Raw genomic sequence first — 17,502 nt, forward strand, 5'->3', positions numbered from 1 at the left:
TTTAGACCCCGATCTTGGAAAAATTCCGAAGTCTATCCATCCAATCGTTGCGCGCGCAGCGGCGATCAATAACATCCGCGCGGAGACAGAAGCGCGAATTGAGTGGAATCGAATCGGCGCCTTGCGATGAACCGCTTCCTCACCATGCTTCTCATGGCCCTTCCGCTCCTCATCGTCGGGCGGGCCCTCTCCGAGCCGGCGCCGGACTTCATGGCCGAGGCTCCGCCGCGGCGGCTCGCCCTCGTCGTCGGCAACAGCGCATACCTTCACACGACGCAGCTGCCCGGCTCGGCCCTCGATGCCGACAAGATGACCGAGATCCTCAAGGGCCTCGACTTCGCCGTTACGACCGTCAAGGACTTCCTGACGCGTGGCGACCTCACCGAGAACTATCTGCGCCCGTTCATGTCCAAGATAAAGGAAGGTGATGTAGTGGTATTTTATTTTTCAGGCCACGGATTTGCTTACGGAGGCGAGAACTACATCACTCCGTTGGACTTCGATTTGAAGGTCAGCAGCAACGACATCGTAGGCACGTTCATCTCGACGACCGGGATCGAGATCCAGGCCACAGACCGCCGCCCCGGGCTCGTGCTGATGATCCTCGACGCCTGCCGCAACATCCCGAACTTCAAGGTCGAAACGGGCAATCGGGACGATGCGGCCGTCTCGAAGGGGCTTGCGGAGCCGAGGGCACGGGTCGCGAGCACCGTGTACTGGTTTTCCTCGGCCCTCGGCGCGACCTCGATCGGCAGCAGCACCGGCGGCCTCAGCCCCTACACCGACGCGCTGGCGGCCAACATCCCGACGGAGGGGTACGACCTTGAACGCATCCTGAGGGAGGTCCGCATCGCGGTGATGTTCAAGACGGGCCATGGCCAAGTCCCCTGGACGTCCGGTTCCTCGTCGGCGCAGTTCTTCTTCAAGCCGACGGCCCAGATCCTCGGCGAGGAGAGGAGGCTCTGGAACTCGGTGCTCGAGGAAGGCACGCAGTTCGCGGTGACGCGCTTCCTGGAGATCTACGGGACCGGCCCCTACGGCGCCGCGGCGCGCGACTGGCTCGCCCGGAACCCGAACGCCCCGCAGATGCGGCCGAGCGCAGTGTCCCCGACGACGGCCGAGATCGCGTGGACGACGAGTTCCGGTCAGGACATCGCCCTTCCGCGGATCGGGGGGACCCTCGTCGCGCAGGCGACCGCCCGCGCGGCTCCGGTCGGAGCCGCCTCCACGCCGCCGGCCGGCGCGGCGGGCGAATCGGCGCGGATCGTCCGAGAGGAGACGGCTATGATCGCCGTGGCCCGCTCCGGCGATCCGACCCTCGCCAGCGCGCGAAGCCTGAACCGGCTCGGCGGCGCGGTGACCGTCGATCGCGTGGAGGCGCGCGCCTTCCCGACCGCCGATGCGCCCGTCACCCGGACGTTGCCGCAGGGCACGGCTGTCACGATCGACGGGCTCGCCTTCGACAGGGCCAGCAAGACCAACTGGCTGCATGCCCGCACGGACAAGGGCGATACCTCCTTCTTCGTCGAGCAGAAGGCGACCGGCCTCGCGCCGATCGAGGTCGGGACGCCGAGGCTGGAGGTTACGCTGCAACCGAGACCCGACGGGGTGCGATCGATCGTCGACGACGCGCCGCTGGTGGAGGCGCTCAAGCGACTGCAGGCGGCCGGCACCACCGTGACCTGGGTCTCGATCGCGACCCCGAGGGATGCGCAGCCAGGCGCGGACGCGCTGAACGGGCTGCAGGCTGTCTTCGTCAAGTCGGTCCTGTCCCGGCAGGGCATCTCGCGCGACATCATCACCACGAGCGAAGGCGCGTCGGATGCCGGCATCCGCGTGCGCGTGTTCGGCAAGAGGGGCGCTCAATGAGACGACGTGCGGCATTCCTGGCAGTCACCGTCGCGGTGGGGGCGGCCAACGCAACCGATGGCCCGGTGAGCGAGAGCAGTTTCCAGAGGCGCAATCCGGATTTCGACGACGCAGCGCTGCGCCACCTGCGCGGGCAGCAACCCAAGATCGTAAACGGCCAGCCGGCGTCGCCGGGCGAGTTCCCGTGGCAGGTGTCGCTCTCGATCGCCTGGATCGCGGATCCTTCCCAGGCCCATTTCTGCGGCGGGTCGATCTACGATCAGCGATGGGTCGTCACGGCTGCCCATTGCCTGAAGAACCTGACGACCGCTGAACTCGACGTCGTGCCTGGCGCCACCGTGCTGACGCCGACGACGGTCCGCCTGCCGGTTTCGAGGCTGGTCGTGCACCAGGGATACGACGACGCCAGTAAGGACAACGACGTCGCGTTGATCGAACTGGCGGCTCCGCTCGAGCTCGGGCAGGCCGCACGGCCGATCGCGCTTCTCGCGCCCGCCGACGAGGCGAGGATCCTTACGAAGGACCGCATCCTGAGCGTTTCGGGGTGGGGCGCGACGACGGAGGGCGGCGCGACTGTGGCCCAGCTCCAGAAGGTCGACGTCCCCTTCGTTCCGCGTGCGGTCTGCAACGATTTCCTCAGTTACGACGGCCGTGTAACCGAGAACATGATCTGCGCCGGCCGCGCGGCCGGTGGGCAGGATTCCTGCCAGGGCGACAGCGGCGGCCCGCTCGTTCAGCGGGGCGTCGACGGGGCGGCGGTCCTAGCCGGGATCGTCAGCTGGGGCGAAGGCTGCGCGCGGCCGGGTCGCTACGGCGTGTACACGCGTGTCTCGCAATACGCGGACTGGATCCGGGCCTGCGTTGCGCAGAACGGTGCGTGCCCGTGAGCGGGACCTTCTCCCACGCCATGCAGCGGGATCGACCGCGAGGACACCGTGACGGCCGAATCCATCGGGGCCGACGACGAAGACATCGTCGGGCTCCACCTCTGATACGATCGCCTTGGCCCATCGCTTGAGGTCGTCCGTTTCTACAGTCCCCATCCCAAGCCCTCCCAACCCAACGCGCTGCAGCCCAGGCCCGCCTACCCGACCGAAGCGGGCCACGTGGGCGGACGCCTCGCCCCCCCAGGCTCAGTCCCTGGGATAGTCCGGCTGCATGTTGATCGCCGCCTTCGCACTACGGCCGTAGTCGCTGAACGGTTCGACGTGGGCGGTCGCCGACTGCCAGACCGGCGGGGGGTATGCCACCGTGAAAGCGGTCATCGGCGCCCAGTTCGCGGTCTTGACGACCTCGCCAGGCGTCATCCCGACGATCGCACCGAGCAGGAGGGCGACGGCGGCGGCGGCGGGGCGCCCCAGCTTGGAGGCACACCACGCGAAGACGTTGCAGGCGGTCTGGAGCAACCGGCGAAGGTACCTGAACTCGGAAGCGCCGACGAATGGGGTCCGCCTCCCCCTCGCGCAGTTGCAGGCCCAGCGGATCGACAAGCCGGCAATTAGAGGCAGGCCAACGGCCGCGGTGGCCGCCTCGATAATCAGGAGCGCGTTCTCGGCACCATACGCGTCCATCGCCCAGCCTGCCGCGCCGATGCCGACGCCGTATAAAGCCATGTCCAAGGGAGACTTCTTAAGGTGCTCCTTGACATTTTCAAAGGTCATCTTTTCGGTCAACCCGGCGAACTGATTCTTCGTCATTGATTGACCTCCGCGCATGAAGCTAGCGCGGACAGAAAACTTCGATCGACCTTTGCCGTTCCGATGATACGACCGCTTAATTCGGAAATATTTTGGTTATGAATTTTATTTTGCCTATAGCGACGTCAATGAGAATGGATCTTATCAGTATTTCTAAACTGTCAAATCCAATGTAAGGGCGCGGACGGTCGAAGCGCTTCTGTTTCTCTCAGCCTAAAATAGGGACCGGTCGCGGGGTTCTGCCGACTCGTATCGGCCGCACGAGGCAACGGGGCGCCATCGCGACGGCGCCGAGGGCCAAGCGCCCGATCTCGAAGCCTGCCGGCGCGCCTGTGGCACCGAGGGACACGCTTCGGGCCAGATTCTTCGAGGCGCCACGACGATTCGCGCTTCCGGAAGCGCGGACGACGCCTCCCTATCCGCCGCAGGCTCGGCACGTTCGACGGGCTGTATCCGCTTGTCGCAAGAACACGTTGAAACGAGCCCAGAGCAGCTCGCACCGACGCCGACCATCCACGCCAGGCATCTTCCAGCATCGAGCCTCCCGAGGCCCCAGGGCAACTCCGCGGGCGCGGGACCGACAAGCGGCGGGTTAGATTAAATCCGGGCCGCCAAAAATCCCAGGCTCATCCCGCGCCTCATCCCGGCAAGCCCTTGGCAGGGAATGTCTTTGAGACCTAACAGGCACTTGATCGATCGCCGGGTTACGGTCCCCTCAGCTCCACCAGGCTTTCCTGGTGACAAATCGGTATCCTGGCGCAACGGCGATAACGCTGTCGCGGCCGGGACTTAGCGGCGGACAGCGGAGATCTTCCCGCGCCCCGCCCCCCGTTCCATACCGGATCCCGAGTCTCTCGCGGCCCGTGACCGCGCCTGCCGCCACGTCCCGAACCAGGCGGCCGAGGGATTGCCGCACCGCGCGGACCCGCGTCGTGGCGGCGAGCGCCTGCGCCGCTGAGGCGCGCGCCCCGGACATGGCCGATTCGTCGGGATGTGGAAAACGACGGTCGGGGCTGCGGCCGATCCTGCAACCATCGCGGCGGAGCGGGGTTCGGTCCCGGTTGGCGACAGACGGAGGTCGGGTGGCGTCCTGGATCGAACAGGCAGTCTGGTGGCAGGTCTTTCCCCTCGGCTTCGTCGGGGCGCCCCCGGAGGCCGAGCCGGCCGCGCCGGTCACGCGCCGCCTGTCCCATCTGCACGGCTGGCTCGACTACGCGGCCGAGCTCGGCGCGTCCGGGCTGGCGCTCGGGCCGATCTTCGCGGCCTCCACGCACGGCTACGACACGGTCGACCATTTCCGGATCGATCCGCGCCTGGGCGACGAGGCCGATTTCGACGCGCTGATCGCCGCGGCCCGCGCCCGCGGCCTCCGCGTCCTGCTCGACGGGGTGTTCAATCATGTCGGGCGGGCCCATCCGGCCTTCCAGGACGTCCTGCGGCACGGGCCGGAATCCGAACAGGCCGGCTGGTTCAGGCTGTCCTGGCCGCGGGGCTCCGGCCCGGGCATCGAGCCGGACTACGCCTGCTTCGAGGGGCACCGGCAGCTCGTCGCGCTCAACCACGACCAGCCGCGGGTCGCCGACCACGTCGCCGCCGTCATGAGTCACTGGATCGCCCGCGGCGCCGACGGCTGGCGGCTGGACGCGGCCTACGCGGTGCCGCCGCGCTTCTGGGCGCGCGTGCTGCGGCAGGTCCGCCTCGCGCATCCGGACGCCTACTGCGTCGGCGAGGTGATCCACGGGGACTACGGCCGCTTCGTCCAGGACAGCGGCCTGGATGCGGTGACCCAGTACGAACTCTGGAAGGCGATCTGGAGCGCCCTCAACGATCGCAACCTGTTCGAGCTGGTCCACGCCCTGGACCGGCACAACGGCTACCTCGACACGTTCGTGCCCCTGACCTTCGTGGGCAACCACGACGTCACGCGGATCGCGAGCCGGCTCGCGGACGCGCGGCACCTGCCGCACGCGCTGGCGATCCTGCTGACCTGCGGCGGGACGCCCTCGATCTACGCCGGCGACGAGCAGGCCTTCCGCGGCGTGAAGGAGGAGCGGGTCGGCGGCGACGACGCCATCCGGCCGGCCTTCCCGCCGACGCCCGCGGATCTCGCCCCGTATGGCTGGCCGATCTACCGGCTGCACCAGGATCTCATCGCCTTCCGGCGACGCCGTCCCGGGCTGCACCGCGCGCGGACGCGGGTTCTGCACCTCGCCAACGCGCAGCTCGTCCTCGCGCTGGGTGACGGGACCGCGCGGGCGCTGCTGGCCCTGAACCTCTCCGAGGCCTCCGTGACGCTGCCGGCACCGGAGGCCCGGGCGGTCGAGATCGGCGGCGGCGATCTCGCGGAGGCCGGCGGCCACGGCGCCCGCGTCACCCTTCCGGCCCATGGCTGGGCCGTCCTGACTGCCTGACCGTCGCGCACCGGACTGCAACGGCCGGTTGCCGACCGAACCGCCCCGCCCGCCCCGCTCTGGCCTAGCTGGTGCGACGGGCCGTCCAGCGCCCTGCGCAGCCGCCGAGCCCCGACAGCGACCAGCGGCCGGTCCCGCCGGATCCGCGCAGGCGGCCCGAGACCGAGACGGTGGCGAGCCCCTTCCGGATCGTGCCGGTGATCCGGCCGTCCGGTCCCGCCCGACCGGAGGCGTCGACGCCGTTGCCGCCGGCATCGTCCACGTTCCCGTCCCGGATGACGATGGGATAGCTGTAGGGCCCCGTGCAGCTGCCGCTGTCCGCGGTGGCGATGACCGACCAGGCCCCGTCGAACCGGTTGGCCGCGGAGGCTCCCGTCGCGGTGCAGACGGTGAGGATCAGGGCGGGCGCGAGCCGCGCAGCGCGAAGTCGGGTCATCGTCTCCTCTGTGGTGATCTCGCGTGTCGGGTGGGGGTCATCCGGGCCGGGCAGCCCCGTCGCGCGGGCCGGTGCGCCAGCCTGACGGCGCGGGTCGACCCAGGAGCCGGCAGGCTGGCGCACCGGCGGCCAGGATCGGCCATTCCGGAGCCGCGCGCCGGGGATGGAAGGGCAACGGGCCGGACGCGCGCCCGGAGCGGCGCGGGAGCCCGGCCTCGCGGCCGTGCCGGGCAAGAGGGCCATCCGCCCGGCACAACCTCGAAAACGGATTGGAACCCCGCAGGCGGCCGAGGCGCTCTCGGCGCGTTCCGCGTCGCGTTCCACGACCGCGATATGGGCCCTAACGCCTTCCTGTGAATGAGAGATCTTTACTGGTACGCCGCGCTTTTCTCCGGCTCGGCACGCCGGGCGCGGAGCGCCGCCGGTCCGTCCTCCGGAGCCGGCACCGCGAGGCGGCGCGCGACGCGGCCGTTGACGAAGCGGATGCGCAGGATCGTGACGAGCCACGCGAGCATCCCGGTTCCGGCCCGGAACTGCGCGCGGCGCTCCCAGGCCTTCAGCAGGGTGAGCCGGACGAGGTCGTCACCCTGGATGTCACCCGCGACGGCGTCACGGGTCAGCGCCCGCGCGTGGCGGCGCAGATCCGGCACGGCGGCGAGCAGCGCCGGTCCGAAGCCGGCGGGGACCTGACCCTCGGCCTCCGCGGCGTCCGCCGCCTCCGACAGCCGGCCGAGCAGGCGCCTTAGACGCGAGGTTGCATCGAGTTCTACAACTTCTGGAAAATGCCCGCGCAGACTTGCCCCCGGCTGCGCGCCCGGTCCGGAGATCACGGCCTCGTCCTGCGCGGTGATACGCAATGGTCGGTCAATATCCTGCACGTTCGGCATGCTCAGGTCTGCTGGTGAAGGCGCCGGGATCGCGCGGGAACGGCGCCGCGGCGGGGCGAGCATTAAACTTCGGCTCGAAACGCCCGCGTCAATGGTGCGCGTATACCAGGAAAATAACTTACGTGTGGGAACCGGCTTGTGCGCAACCCGTTTGTGCCCCGCTGCCGCTCGGGCAGCGGGCGCGGGACGGGGTGTGGAAGCTGTGACGGCGGGCGTCGACAGGCACGAGCTCCGGCAGATCATCGCCGGCCTCAGCGAGGGCGTGATCCTGGTCGAGCCCGACCAGACCATCGCGTACGCCAACGCGGCCGCGCTCGCGATGCACGGCGCCGAGAGCCTCGACGAGCTCGGACCCACCGTCGAGGCTTACCGCGACCGCTTCTGCCTGCGCTACCGCAACCACGTCACGCCCAACCAGTACCCGATCGAGCGCGTGATCGCCGGCGAGCGCTTCCACGACGTCGTGGTCGAGGTGCGCCGCGCCGACAGGCCCGAGCTCGACTTCGTCCACTCGCTGCGCAGCCTCGTGGCCACCGACCGCGACGGCAACCCGAGCTGCCTCGCGCTGATCCTCAAGGACGTCTCCGACCAGTTCGAGGCCGAGGAGCGCTTCGAGCGCACCTTCAACGCCAACCCGGCCCCGGCCGTGATCACGCGCCTGTCCGACCTGCGCCACGTCAAGGTCAATGCCGGCTTCCTGGAGATGACCGGRCACAYCCGCGACGCCGTGATCGGCCGCAGCGTCTACGAGCTCGACGTCCTGGCCGGCGCCCGCAACCGCGACCTCGCCGTCGCCCGGCTCAACGCCGGCGCCACGATCCCCCAGATGGAGGCCTGCCTCGACCTGCCCGACGGCGGAAGCCGCTGCGTGATCGTCGCCGGGCAGCCGATCGCGATGGGCGACGAGCCGTGCATGCTGTTCACCTTCGCGGACCTGGAGTTGCGCCGGAAGGCCGAGGCCGCGCTGCGCCAGAGCGAGGAGCGCTTCGCCAAGGCGTTCCGGATGACGCCGGTGCCGACCGTGCTGGCGCGGGCCGACGACGGCCAGGTCACGGGCGTGAACGCGGCGTTCAGCCGGGTCTTCGGCCTGGGCGAGGACCGCGTCGTCGGCCGCTCGCTGGCGGAGGCCGGGCTGTGGGTCGCCGACAAGCAGCGCCTGCAGGTCGAGGCCGCGCTCGAGCGGCAGGGCTACGTGCTGGGCGTCGAGGTGTGCCTGCGCCACGAGAGCGGCGCGCACCTCGACTGCCTGGTCTCGGCCGAGCGGGTCGAGATCAACGAGGCGGCCTTCGTGCTGCTGGTGCTGCAGGACATCACCGAGCGCAAGCACACCGAGCGGGAGCTGTTCGACGCGATCGAGACCGTGATGGCCGACACGTCGTGGTTCAGCCGCGGGCTGATCGAGAAGCTGGCGAACCTGCGCCGGCCGGCCCGGGAGGGCGGCGACGCGGCGGCGCCGAACCTGACCGTGCGCGAGCGCCAGATCCTCAACCTGATCTGCGCGGGGCTCGGCGACGACGCGATCGCGCGCAAGCTCGGTCTGTCGCGCAACACGGTGCGCAATCACGGCGCCGCACTGTACCGCAAGATCGGCATCCACAAGCGCAGCGAGGCAGTCGTCTGGGGGCGCGAGAACGGCTTTCCCCTGAACATCTCTGACGGATGAATACCGCAATACTGGTACAACCACACCATTGATCCGGCGCGCCCGGCGTACATCTTCCGCTCGGCAAGGGTTTTCTTACGCATGACGAGGCGCCCATGACCGAAGACAGGAAGACACTGTCCGCCGAGCACCTCAAGGGCTCGGTGAAGGAGGCCATCGGCAAGCTGACCGGCGATGCCCGGACGGAGACCGAGGGCCGGCGCCAGAAGCGCGACGCGCCCGGATCGAAGGCCGGCTCCGGGCCCGCGGGCTCCGGCCCGCGCTGACGGACGTCACCCGGCGCCTCACGGTGAGGCGCCCCCACCACGAGCGCGGTCGCGGAGGCGGTCGCCGACGCGAAGACGAAGGAGAATGACATGGTCGATACCAATCGGATCACGGGCGCGGCCCGGGAACTCGGCGGCAAGGTGCAGGGCGCGTTCGGCGACCTGACCGGCTCGCGGCGGGACTCGGTCGAGGGCCGCGCCCGCGAGGCCGCCGGACAGGCCGAGACCCTCTACGGCCAGGCCAAGGACACCGTGCGCGACGCGGCCGACCACGTGGCCGACGCGGCCCGCGACATCGGCGGCCGGGTTCGCGACGCCGTCGACGATCTCGGGGCCGACGACGTCGAGGCCCGCGCCCGCCGCGCCCAGGGCGCCGTCGAGGACCAGTACGCCCGCGCCGAGCGCGGCGTCCGCCACGCCGCCGAGGAGGCGTACGACTACGCCGAGGACGTCTACGCGCGCGGCAGCCACGCCCTGCGCCGCGGCACCCGCGAGGTCGGCCAGCAGGTCGCCGAGTACCCGCTCGCCTCCCTGCTCATCGCCGGCATCGCGGGCTTCGGCCTCGGCCTGCTCGTCAGCGCCCGCCGCGATTGAGCCGCGACTGAGCCGCGTCCCGGCAACCCCCGGGCCTTCCGGGGGCCGGCGGCCCCACGAATTTCAGCGATCCACCACCGGAGTGACAGCGTGACCACCATCCAGACCGTTGCAACGCCCCTCGCGCCGGACGCGCACGCCGACACGCGCGCCGTCCTGCTCAACCAAGTCTCCTGGGGCGCGATCTTCGCCGGCGCCGTGACCGCGCTGGTCACCCAGGTGATCATCAACCTCGTCGGCGTCGGCGTCGGGCTGGCCTCGGTCGGCACGACCGCCGCCGACAACCCCTCCGCCTCCGCCGTCTCGATGGGCGCGGGCGTGTGGTTCGTCGCCTCCGGCCTCGTCGCCTCCCTGGCCGGCGGCCTCATCGCCGGGCGGCTCTCGGGCAAGGCCCTGCCGGGGGCGGCCGCCCTGCACGGGCTGGTCTCCTGGGCGGTGACGACGCTGGTGGTGCTGTACCTGCTGACCTCGGCCGCCAGCGGCCTGGTCGGCGGCACGCTCAGCACGGTCTCGGGGGCGCTGGGCGGCGCCGGCAACCTCGTCGGCGGCACGGTGCAGACCGCCGCCCAGGCGGCGGCGCCGTCGCTGTCGAAGATCTCGAACCCGCTCGACGGCATCGAGGACAAGGTCCGCCAGCAGGCCGCCGGCCAGGACCCGCAGGCTGCCAAGGACGCGGCTGTGGCGGCGGTGAAGGCCGTCCTGACCGGTGACCCGGCCCAGAAGGAGCAGGCCAAGACCCGCGCCGCCGACGCCCTGGCCAAGGCGCAGGGCATCACGCCGGATCAGGCCAAGGCGCAGATCGACGACTACCAGAAGCAGTACGACCAGGCGGTGGCCAGCGCCAAGCAGAAGGCGGAGGCCGCTGCCGTGACGGCGAAGTCGGCGGCCACGCAGGGCGCCTTCTACGCGGCGCTGGCGCTGATCCTGGGCGCGCTGGCGGCGTATGTCGGCGGCCGGATGGGTGCGCCTAAGCCCGCGACCCTGCTGGGCGCCTACGAGACCCGGCGCGTCTGACACCGCCCTCTGACATCTCTCTCTGACCCCGTCACCGGCCCCCGCGCGGACTGCGGGAGCCACCACCGGCCGGGAGACCGGCCTCACCAGCGAAGCAGGAGCACACGATGAGCAGCACCACCGACAAGCTCAAGGGTCTGGCCAACGAGGCCGTCGGCAGCGTCAAGCAGGCGGCCGGCAAGGCGACCGGCAACGACAAGCTGGTGGCCGAGGGCAAGGCGCAGGAGCTGAAGGGCGAGGCGCAGAAGACCGTCGGCGACGTCAAGGACGGCGCCAAGTCCATCGCCGACAAGGTCACCGGCAAGCACTGATCCCGACACCGCGGCGCCGGCACACCGGCGCCGCCGCCCCGAGACGGGGCTCCATCCACCCGAGAACAGGAGAGCTGCATGAACCGCGACCAGATCCGCGGCGCGTCCCGCCACATCAAGGGCCGCGCCCAGACCGCCCTGGGCGGCCTGACCGGTGACCCGGCCCGTCAGGTGCGCGGCGCCGTCAACCAAGTGGCGGGCGGGGCGCAGTACGCCTACGGCCGCGCCCGCGACCGGGCCGAGGACCTCGCGGAGGACGGCCGCCACCTGACCGAGGCCGCCCGGAGACGGGCCGACCACCTGATCGACGAGGGCCGGGACCGCGCCCGGGACGTGCGTCGCCGCGGCGCCGATTACGGCCGGCAGGCGATCCGCACGGCCGAGGCCAACCGCACCAACACCCTGCTGGGTCTGGCCGCCCTCGCCTTCGCGGCGGGCTGGCTCGTCCGCCGCGCCCGCTGACGGAGGTTTACCGATGCTGCGCAAGCTCCTGACGGCCTTCATCGTGCCGAAGCTCATCGCCTATCTCGGGCGCCGCTACGACCGGCGCCGGGGCACCGGCCGCCCCTACTGAGATCCGGATCGGCGCCCCGGGATCGCTAGCCCGGGGCCTTCCAGATGCCGGCGGCGATCTGGGTCGTCTCGACCAGCGCCGCGTGGAGCGCCGCGTCGCCGTCGTGGCGGCCGGCGCGGATCGCCGCGACCAGGTCGGCGGGCGATCCGGCGCCGTCCAGCGCCCGCTCCCAGGCCTCGGTCGCGGCGCCCGCCTGCGCGATCTCCCGCATGACCACGCCCATCGCGTTGGCAGCCATCAGCAGGACGTAGCGCTGGCGCCCCGACAGGGCCGGGGCGACCTCGTCGAGGAGGCTCTGCCGGGCGACCGCCAGGAGGGCGGCGCCCGCGGGCGCGTCCGGGAAGGATTCGCTCATCGGGCTCCCCACCGCTCGGGCGCGGTCTCGCGCAGGATCGCGGCCTCGAGTTCGGGCACCATCCGGCCGGTCAGCGCCAGCTCCAGCGACGTCTCCTGACCGGAGACGTGGCGGTGGCCCTGCTCCAGGGCGATCACCGCCCAGCGCAGATGCGCCATGACCTCCCAGTAGCGCACCGCCTCCGGCTCGATCGCGCGCCCGCTCTCGGCCTCGTAGCCGCGGTAGAAGGCGGCCCGCGGGGCGATGCCGCCGGCCTCCAGGTCGGGCCGGCCGAAGCGCCAGCAGGCGGCGCAGAACCAGCCGATATCCTGGACCGGGTCGCCCCAGCCGGCGAATTCCCAGTCGAGGATCGCCGTCAGGCCCTCGGCATCGACCATGTAGTTGCCGGTGCGGAAGTCGCGGTGGACCAGGACCGGCCGGGGACAGGGCGGCGCGCGGAGCTCGGCCCAGCGCAGGCCCCATTCGAGGGCCGGGCGCGCGGCGCCGATCCCGTCGAGACTCGCCCGGAGCGCGCGGATCTCGGCCAGGGCCGGCTCCGGCTCGGGCGCGCCGAGGAAGGCGAGGTCGTCCGCCGGGGCGGTGCCCGGGCCGGCCGCCGGCAGGATGCCGTGCGTCCGGGCGAGCTCGCGGCCGAGCTGCTCGGCCAAGGCCGCGCGGTCGCCGCCGAGGCTCATGTCCTTGACCACCCGCGGCCCCAGCCCGATCCCGGAGACGAGGCCCATCAGCGCGAAGGGCGCCCCGACCACCCCCGGATCCGCGCAGAACCCGACTGGCTCCGGCACCCGCACGCCGGCCGCGAAGGCGGCGCGCAGGATCCGGAACTCCTCCGCCCGCGAGCGGCTCGACGCGATGGTGGCGGCCGCGTCCTTGCGCAGGACGAAGCCCCGGGGGGCGCCGTCGACCCGGCACGACAGCATCCAGTTCTCCTGGATCGAGCCGCCGGTCAGCGGCCGGGCGTCGTCGAGCGCGACCGTCCCGGCCTCCAGGGTCCGGCCGATCCAGGCGCAGAGCGCCGTCCTCTGATCTGCGTCCAGCATCGGGCTCAGGGCCGCGTCACGGGAGGCGCTCGACCGCCATGGCGATGCCCTGGCCGCCGCCGATGCACATGGTCACGAGCCCGTAGCGGCCGCCGGTCCGGGCCAGCTCGTAGAGGGCCTTCACGGTGATGATCGCCCCCGTGGCGCCGATCGGGTGGCCGAGGGCGATGGCGCCGCCGTTCGGGTTGACCTTGTCGGGATCGAGGTCGAGTTCGCGGGAGACCGCGCAGGCCTGCGCCGCGAAGGCCTCGTTCGACTCGATGACGTCGAAATCGCCCGCCCGCAGGCCGGTCCGCTCCAGCAGCCGCCGCACCGCCGGCACCGGGCCCATGCCCATCTCGGACGGGTCCACGCCGGCGTGGGCGTAGCCGACGATGCGGGCGAGGGGCGTCGCGCCGTCGCGCGCGGCCCGCGCGGCGCTCGACAGGACGAGGGCCGCCGCGCCGTCGTTCAGCCCCGAGGCGTTGCCGGCCGTGACGCTGCCGGTCTTGGAGAAGGCCGGGCGCAGCTTGGCGAGGTCCTCGGCGCTCGTGGCCTTCGGGTGCTCGTCGGTGTCGAAGGCCACCGTCTCGCGCTTGCGCTGGATCTCGATCGGCAGGATCTGCTCCCGGAACCGGCCCTCGCGGATCGCCCGCGCGGCGCGGGCCTGGCTCTCGGCCGCGAAGGCGTCCTGCGCGTCGCGGGGGACGGCGTAGCGCGCGGCGACGTTCTCGGCGGTGACGCCCATGTGGCCGTTGCCGAACGGGTCGGTCAGCGCGCCGAGCATGTAGTCGACCAGCACGGCGTCGCCCATGCGCGACCCGGTCCGCCCGGTGGTCAGCAGGTGGGGGGCGCGGCTCATGCTCTCGGCGCCGCCGGCCACGGCCGTCTCGGCGTCGCCGAGCAGGATGGACTGCGCGGCCGAGACGATCGCCTGCAGGCCGCTGCCGCAGAGGCGGTTGACCGTCATGGCCGGCACCTCCTCGGGAATCCCGCCCTCCATCGCCGCGACGCGGGCGATGTAGGCGTCCCGGGGCTCGGTCGGGATGACGTTGCCGAGGACCACGTGCCCGACCGTCTCGGGCGCGGTCCCGGCGCGGCGCAGCGCCTCCGCGACGCAGCTTGCGGCGAGGACGGAGGGCGGCGTGCCGGCCAGCGCGCCGCCGAACGTGCCGATCGCGGTGCGCACCGCGCCTGTGATCACGACCTCGGTCATACTCTCGGCTTCCTCTCGGCTTCCCTGTCTGGCTCGGCCTGCCGACGCGCCCCGCGCGGCGGGCGGACGGTGTCGGCCCCGCTCAGGCCCCGACGCTCAGGCCCCGACGTCCCACGACCAGAAGGCGTCGCCCTCGGCCTCAAGATTGCGGTTCAGGACCATCTTGTGGACCTCGTCGGCCCCGTCCACGAGGCGCGCCTGCCGGGCGTAGCGGTAGATCCACTCAAGGGGCGTGTCGGTGGAGTAGCCCCGCGCGCCGTTGATCTGGATCGCCGTGTCGGCGGCCGCGTGCAGGAGGTTGGCCACGTGCACCTTGGCCATCGACACCTCCTTGCGGGCGAAGCTGCCCCGGTCGAGGGCCCAGGCGGCCTTCATCACCAAGAGGCGCCCGATCTCGATCCGCATGGCGAGGTCGCCCAGCATCAGCTGGATGCTCTCCCGGTCGGCCAGCCGGATCCCGAAGCCGTGCCGCTCGGCTGCGTAGGCCCGGGCGATCTCGACGCAGCGCTTCGACAGGCCAAGCCAGCGCATGCAGTGGGTCAGCCGCGCCGGCCCGAGGCGGATCTGGGTGAGCTTCAGGCCGTCGCCCTCGTTCATCAGGACGTTCTCGGCCGGGATCTCCAGGCCCTCGAACAGCAGCTCGCAGTGGCCGCCGTGCTCCTCCGGCCCCATGATCGGGATGCGGCGCAGGATCCGCCAGCCGGGCTGGTCCCGGTGGAACAGGAAGGCGGTCAGCCCTTTCCGCGCGTCGTCGGAGGTGCGCGCCATCAGGATGAAGTGCTCGGCCTCCTCGGCCCCGGTGATGTACCACTTGCGGCCGGTGACCACGTAGCCGTCGCCCCGCCGCTCGGCCCGGGTCTGGATCATGCCGGGATCGGAGCCGCCGCCGGGATGCGGCTCGGTCATGGCGAAGGCCGAGCGGACCCGCCCCTCCACGATCGGCGCGAGCCAGCGCGCCTTCTGGTCCGGGGTCGCGACCTTCTCCAGCACCATCATGTTGCCGTCGTCGGGCGCGGCCGAGTTGAACACGACCGGCCCGAAGATCGAGCGGTTCATGGCCTCGTAGCAGACCGCCATGCCGACCTTGTCGAGACCGGCGCCCCCGGTCTCGGGCCGCAGCTGCAGGCACCACAGGCCCTCTGCGCGGGCGAGGCCGCGCAGCCGGGCCAGCTCGGCGAGGCTGATGTTGCCGTGACCGTCATAGGCCGCCGGATCGGCCTCCAGCGGCAGGATGTGCGCGTCCACGAAGGCCGCGATCCGGGCGCGGTAATCCGCGACGCGCGGGGAGATGGTGAAATCCACGGGCCCACCTCCTGTGCCGTGCCGACGGTAAAAATCGAGCGAGCGCTCGCTTTTTACCGCCTGGATTCGCGCCTGGCAACGGTCTAGACCGCGGGGGGACCGTTCCCGGCCGTCGCCCCGGCGGGCTCGCGCCACGATGGATCGATGAGACCCGCAGACGCCCCTCCGGCCCTCCCCGCGGCCGCCCTCAAGGCGAAGGACGCCTACGCGACCGAGGCGGTCTGCGCGCGGATCCTGGCGCGGCACCGGGACCGGATCCGCGTCCGGAAGGACCACGTCGCCACCGCCAACCTCGCCCGGATCATCGAGGCGGTGCTGAAACTGTCGAGCCGGCAGGGCTTCCACGAGACGAGCCTGCGCGACCTCGCCCAGGCCTCGGGGCTCAGCATGGGCGGGCTCTACTCGTACTTCGACAACAAGAACACGCTGCTGGTGATGATCCTCACCGAGGTGGCCGAGACGGCCGAGGCGGTCCTGCGGCAGGCCCCGGCGGGGCTCGCGGCGGATCCGGCCGCGCATCTGCGCTGGCTGATCGAGACCCATATCCGCCTGACCGAGGCGATGCAGCCCTGGTTCGTCTTCGCCTTCATGGAGGCGAAGGGCTTCCCGGCCCCCGCCCGGACGATGGCGACGGAGAGCGAGGCCGCCACGGAGCGCATCTTCGCCGAGGTCCTCGCCCGCGGCGCGGCGGCGGGCGCCTTCGCGGTCGCCGACGTCGATCTCACCGCCGCGCTGATCAAGCCGCTCCTGCAGGACTGGTACGTGAAGCGGGCCAAGCACCGGAAGCGCGGCGTCCCGATCCAGCGCTACATCGACGGCGTCATCGCCTTCGTCGAGAAGGCCATCGCGCCGGGCTGACCCCGCGCGGCGGCGGGCGTTCCCCCTGGCCGAGGCCACCGCGCGCCCTTATGCCGGGCCGCGGGGGCGTACCGGAGCGCGAGGAGCATGGCCGGACCGATCAGGCGCCGCGCGGGCGGGCCCGAGGCCGACGGGGCCGACGGGGTCGACGACCCGCTGAGCGGCCTCGCGCCNGACGCTGCGGCGGCCCGGGGGCGCGCCGCTGCAGGTCGCGGCCGGGGACATCCTGCTCCTGCCGCGCGGCGACGCGCACCTGCTCCACGGCGCGGGGCCGCCGCCGTCGACGCCTCTGCCCGTCGCGGTCCGCCACGCGCACGATCTGCGGTTCAAGACCACGGTCGGGGTCGAGCCGGAGGTCGAGCTGATCTGCGGCCGCCTGGCCTTCGAGGCGGCGCCCCGCACCCTGATCGTCGCCGCCCTGCCGGACCTCCTCGTGCTGAGCGTCGGCGCGCAGCCGCTGGCCACCCGCTTCGCGCCGCTGCTGGACGGCATCCGCGAGGAGCTGAGCGACCTCCGCGCCGGGTCGGTCGCGGTCGCCGAGAATCTCGCGAGCGCGCTGTTCCTGATGATGCTGCGCGCCCATCTCGAGGCGTCGGCCCCGGCCGAGGGCCTGCTGCGCCTCCTGGGGCAGCCGCTCACCGCCCGGGCGGTGCTGGCGATGGTGCGCGACCCGGTGCATCCCTGGACGCTGGACGCGCTGGCCGCGACGGCCGCCGCCTCGCGGGCGAGCCTCGTGCGCGCCTTCCGCGGGGCGGCGGGCGTCGCCCCGCTCGAATTCCTCACCGACCTGCGGCTCGGGCTCGCCCATCACCGCCTGCGCACCGAGACGGTCTCCCTCGAGCGTCTCGCCGCGGAGGTCGGCTACCAGTCCGCGGCCGCCCTCAGCCGGGCGTTCCTGCGCAAGTACGGGGTCCGGCCGGGACAGGCCCGGCAGGCCGAGGCCGCCGCGCCGGCGGGCTGATCCGCCCGGTCATCAGCCTGCGCCGCCCGGTCATCGAGGGCGCGGCCGGCCCCGATTACCTTCTCCGTCATC

Annotated in this window: 18 protein-coding genes; 11 read left to right on the forward strand and 7 right to left on the reverse strand. The window is 71.8% G+C overall.

Features of this window, described 5'->3' with window-relative positions; translation table 11 throughout:
* The first annotated feature begins 126 nt into the window (after positions 1-126).
* Positions 127-1,869 carry a caspase family protein gene (locus tag MOTC310_RS24495; RefSeq protein ID WP_331303653.1) on the forward strand — a complete coding sequence of 581 codons (1,743 nt, stop codon included), beginning with the start codon at positions 127-129 and terminating at the stop codon, positions 1,867-1,869.
* Positions 1,866-2,756, forward strand: coding sequence for a serine protease (locus MOTC310_RS24500; RefSeq protein ID WP_331303654.1), 891 nt, complete (start codon positions 1,866-1,868; stop codon positions 2,754-2,756). The genes MOTC310_RS24495 and MOTC310_RS24500 overlap by 4 nt, the downstream gene beginning before the upstream one ends.
* 246 nt (positions 2,757-3,002) lie before the next feature.
* Here MOTC310_RS24500 and MOTC310_RS24505 read toward each other — a convergent pair whose 3' ends face one another.
* Complete coding sequence (locus tag MOTC310_RS24505; RefSeq protein WP_331303655.1) at positions 3,003-3,566, reverse strand: hypothetical protein; 564 nt, start codon at positions 3,564-3,566, stop codon at positions 3,003-3,005.
* A 1,082-nt stretch (positions 3,567-4,648) separates the two neighbouring features.
* Between MOTC310_RS24505 and MOTC310_RS24510 the strand changes: the two genes are divergently transcribed.
* A complete protein-coding gene (locus MOTC310_RS24510) occupies positions 4,649-5,977 on the forward strand; it encodes an alpha-amylase family protein (protein WP_331303656.1) in 1,329 nt (442 codons plus the stop codon).
* Positions 5,978-6,041: 64 nt separating this feature from the next.
* Here MOTC310_RS24510 and MOTC310_RS24515 read toward each other — a convergent pair whose 3' ends face one another.
* Positions 6,042-6,413, reverse strand: a complete 372-nt coding sequence (locus tag MOTC310_RS24515; protein WP_331292974.1) for a hypothetical protein — start codon at positions 6,411-6,413, stop codon at positions 6,042-6,044.
* A 368-nt stretch (positions 6,414-6,781) separates the two neighbouring features.
* Positions 6,782-7,270 (reverse strand): sigma factor, encoded by a 489-nt coding sequence (locus MOTC310_RS24520; protein WP_331303657.1) that lies wholly within the window; start codon positions 7,268-7,270, stop codon positions 6,782-6,784.
* 232 nt (positions 7,271-7,502) lie between these two features.
* Between MOTC310_RS24520 and MOTC310_RS24525 the strand changes: the two genes are divergently transcribed.
* From MOTC310_RS24525 to MOTC310_RS24550, 6 genes are all read left to right on the forward strand, one after another.
* Positions 7,503-8,963: a helix-turn-helix transcriptional regulator gene (locus tag MOTC310_RS24525; RefSeq protein ID WP_331304105.1), complete on the forward strand. Its 1,461-nt coding sequence runs from the start codon at positions 7,503-7,505 to the stop codon at positions 8,961-8,963.
* 95 nt (positions 8,964-9,058) lie between these two features.
* Positions 9,059-9,229, forward strand: a complete 171-nt coding sequence (locus MOTC310_RS24530; protein ID WP_331303658.1) for a CsbD family protein — start codon at positions 9,059-9,061, stop codon at positions 9,227-9,229.
* A 90-nt stretch (positions 9,230-9,319) separates the two neighbouring features.
* The gene (locus MOTC310_RS24535) at positions 9,320-9,823 is read left to right on the forward strand and encodes a CsbD family protein (RefSeq protein WP_331303659.1); all 504 of its coding nucleotides are present in this window, start codon (positions 9,320-9,322) and stop codon (positions 9,821-9,823) included.
* A gap of 90 nt (positions 9,824-9,913) precedes the next feature.
* On the forward strand, positions 9,914-10,837 hold the full coding sequence (locus tag MOTC310_RS24540) for a PhnA-like protein (RefSeq protein ID WP_331303660.1): 924 nt from the start codon (positions 9,914-9,916) through the stop codon (positions 10,835-10,837).
* Between the two features lie 107 nt (positions 10,838-10,944).
* Entirely contained in the window at positions 10,945-11,148 is a 204-nt protein-coding gene (locus MOTC310_RS24545) for a CsbD family protein (RefSeq protein ID WP_331303661.1), read from the forward strand.
* Positions 11,149-11,226: 78 nt separating this feature from the next.
* Positions 11,227-11,610, forward strand: coding sequence for a CsbD family protein (locus MOTC310_RS24550; protein WP_331303662.1), 384 nt, complete (start codon positions 11,227-11,229; stop codon positions 11,608-11,610).
* 137 nt (positions 11,611-11,747) lie between these two features.
* Here MOTC310_RS24550 and MOTC310_RS24555 read toward each other — a convergent pair whose 3' ends face one another.
* From MOTC310_RS24555 to MOTC310_RS24570, 4 genes are all read right to left on the reverse strand, one after another.
* Positions 11,748-12,077, reverse strand: a complete 330-nt coding sequence (locus tag MOTC310_RS24555) for a DUF6285 domain-containing protein (protein ID WP_331303663.1) — start codon at positions 12,075-12,077, stop codon at positions 11,748-11,750.
* A complete protein-coding gene (locus MOTC310_RS24560) occupies positions 12,074-13,114 on the reverse strand; it encodes a phosphotransferase family protein (RefSeq protein WP_331303664.1) in 1,041 nt (346 codons plus the stop codon). Before MOTC310_RS24560 ends, MOTC310_RS24555 begins: the two co-directional genes overlap by 4 nt.
* 16 nt (positions 13,115-13,130) lie before the next feature.
* Entirely contained in the window at positions 13,131-14,309 is a 1,179-nt protein-coding gene (gene bktB, locus MOTC310_RS24565; protein ID WP_331303665.1) for a beta-ketothiolase BktB, read from the reverse strand.
* A gap of 96 nt (positions 14,310-14,405) precedes the next feature.
* Positions 14,406-15,611 (reverse strand): acyl-CoA dehydrogenase family protein, encoded by a 1,206-nt coding sequence (locus MOTC310_RS24570; RefSeq protein ID WP_331303666.1) that lies wholly within the window; start codon positions 15,609-15,611, stop codon positions 14,406-14,408.
* A gap of 144 nt (positions 15,612-15,755) precedes the next feature.
* Here MOTC310_RS24570 and MOTC310_RS24575 point away from each other — a divergent pair, with 144 nt between their 5' ends.
* Positions 15,756-16,469, forward strand: a complete 714-nt coding sequence (locus MOTC310_RS24575; protein WP_331303667.1) for a TetR/AcrR family transcriptional regulator — start codon at positions 15,756-15,758, stop codon at positions 16,467-16,469.
* Positions 16,470-16,701: 232 nt separating this feature from the next.
* Positions 16,702-17,430 (forward strand): helix-turn-helix domain-containing protein, encoded by a 729-nt coding sequence (locus MOTC310_RS24580; RefSeq protein WP_331304106.1) that lies wholly within the window; start codon positions 16,702-16,704, stop codon positions 17,428-17,430.
* The last annotated feature ends 72 nt before the right edge of the window (positions 17,431-17,502 follow it).

The organism is Methylobacterium oryzae (assembly GCF_036441375.1).
Taxonomy (GTDB): Bacteria; Pseudomonadota; Alphaproteobacteria; order Rhizobiales; family Beijerinckiaceae; genus Methylobacterium; species Methylobacterium oryzae_A.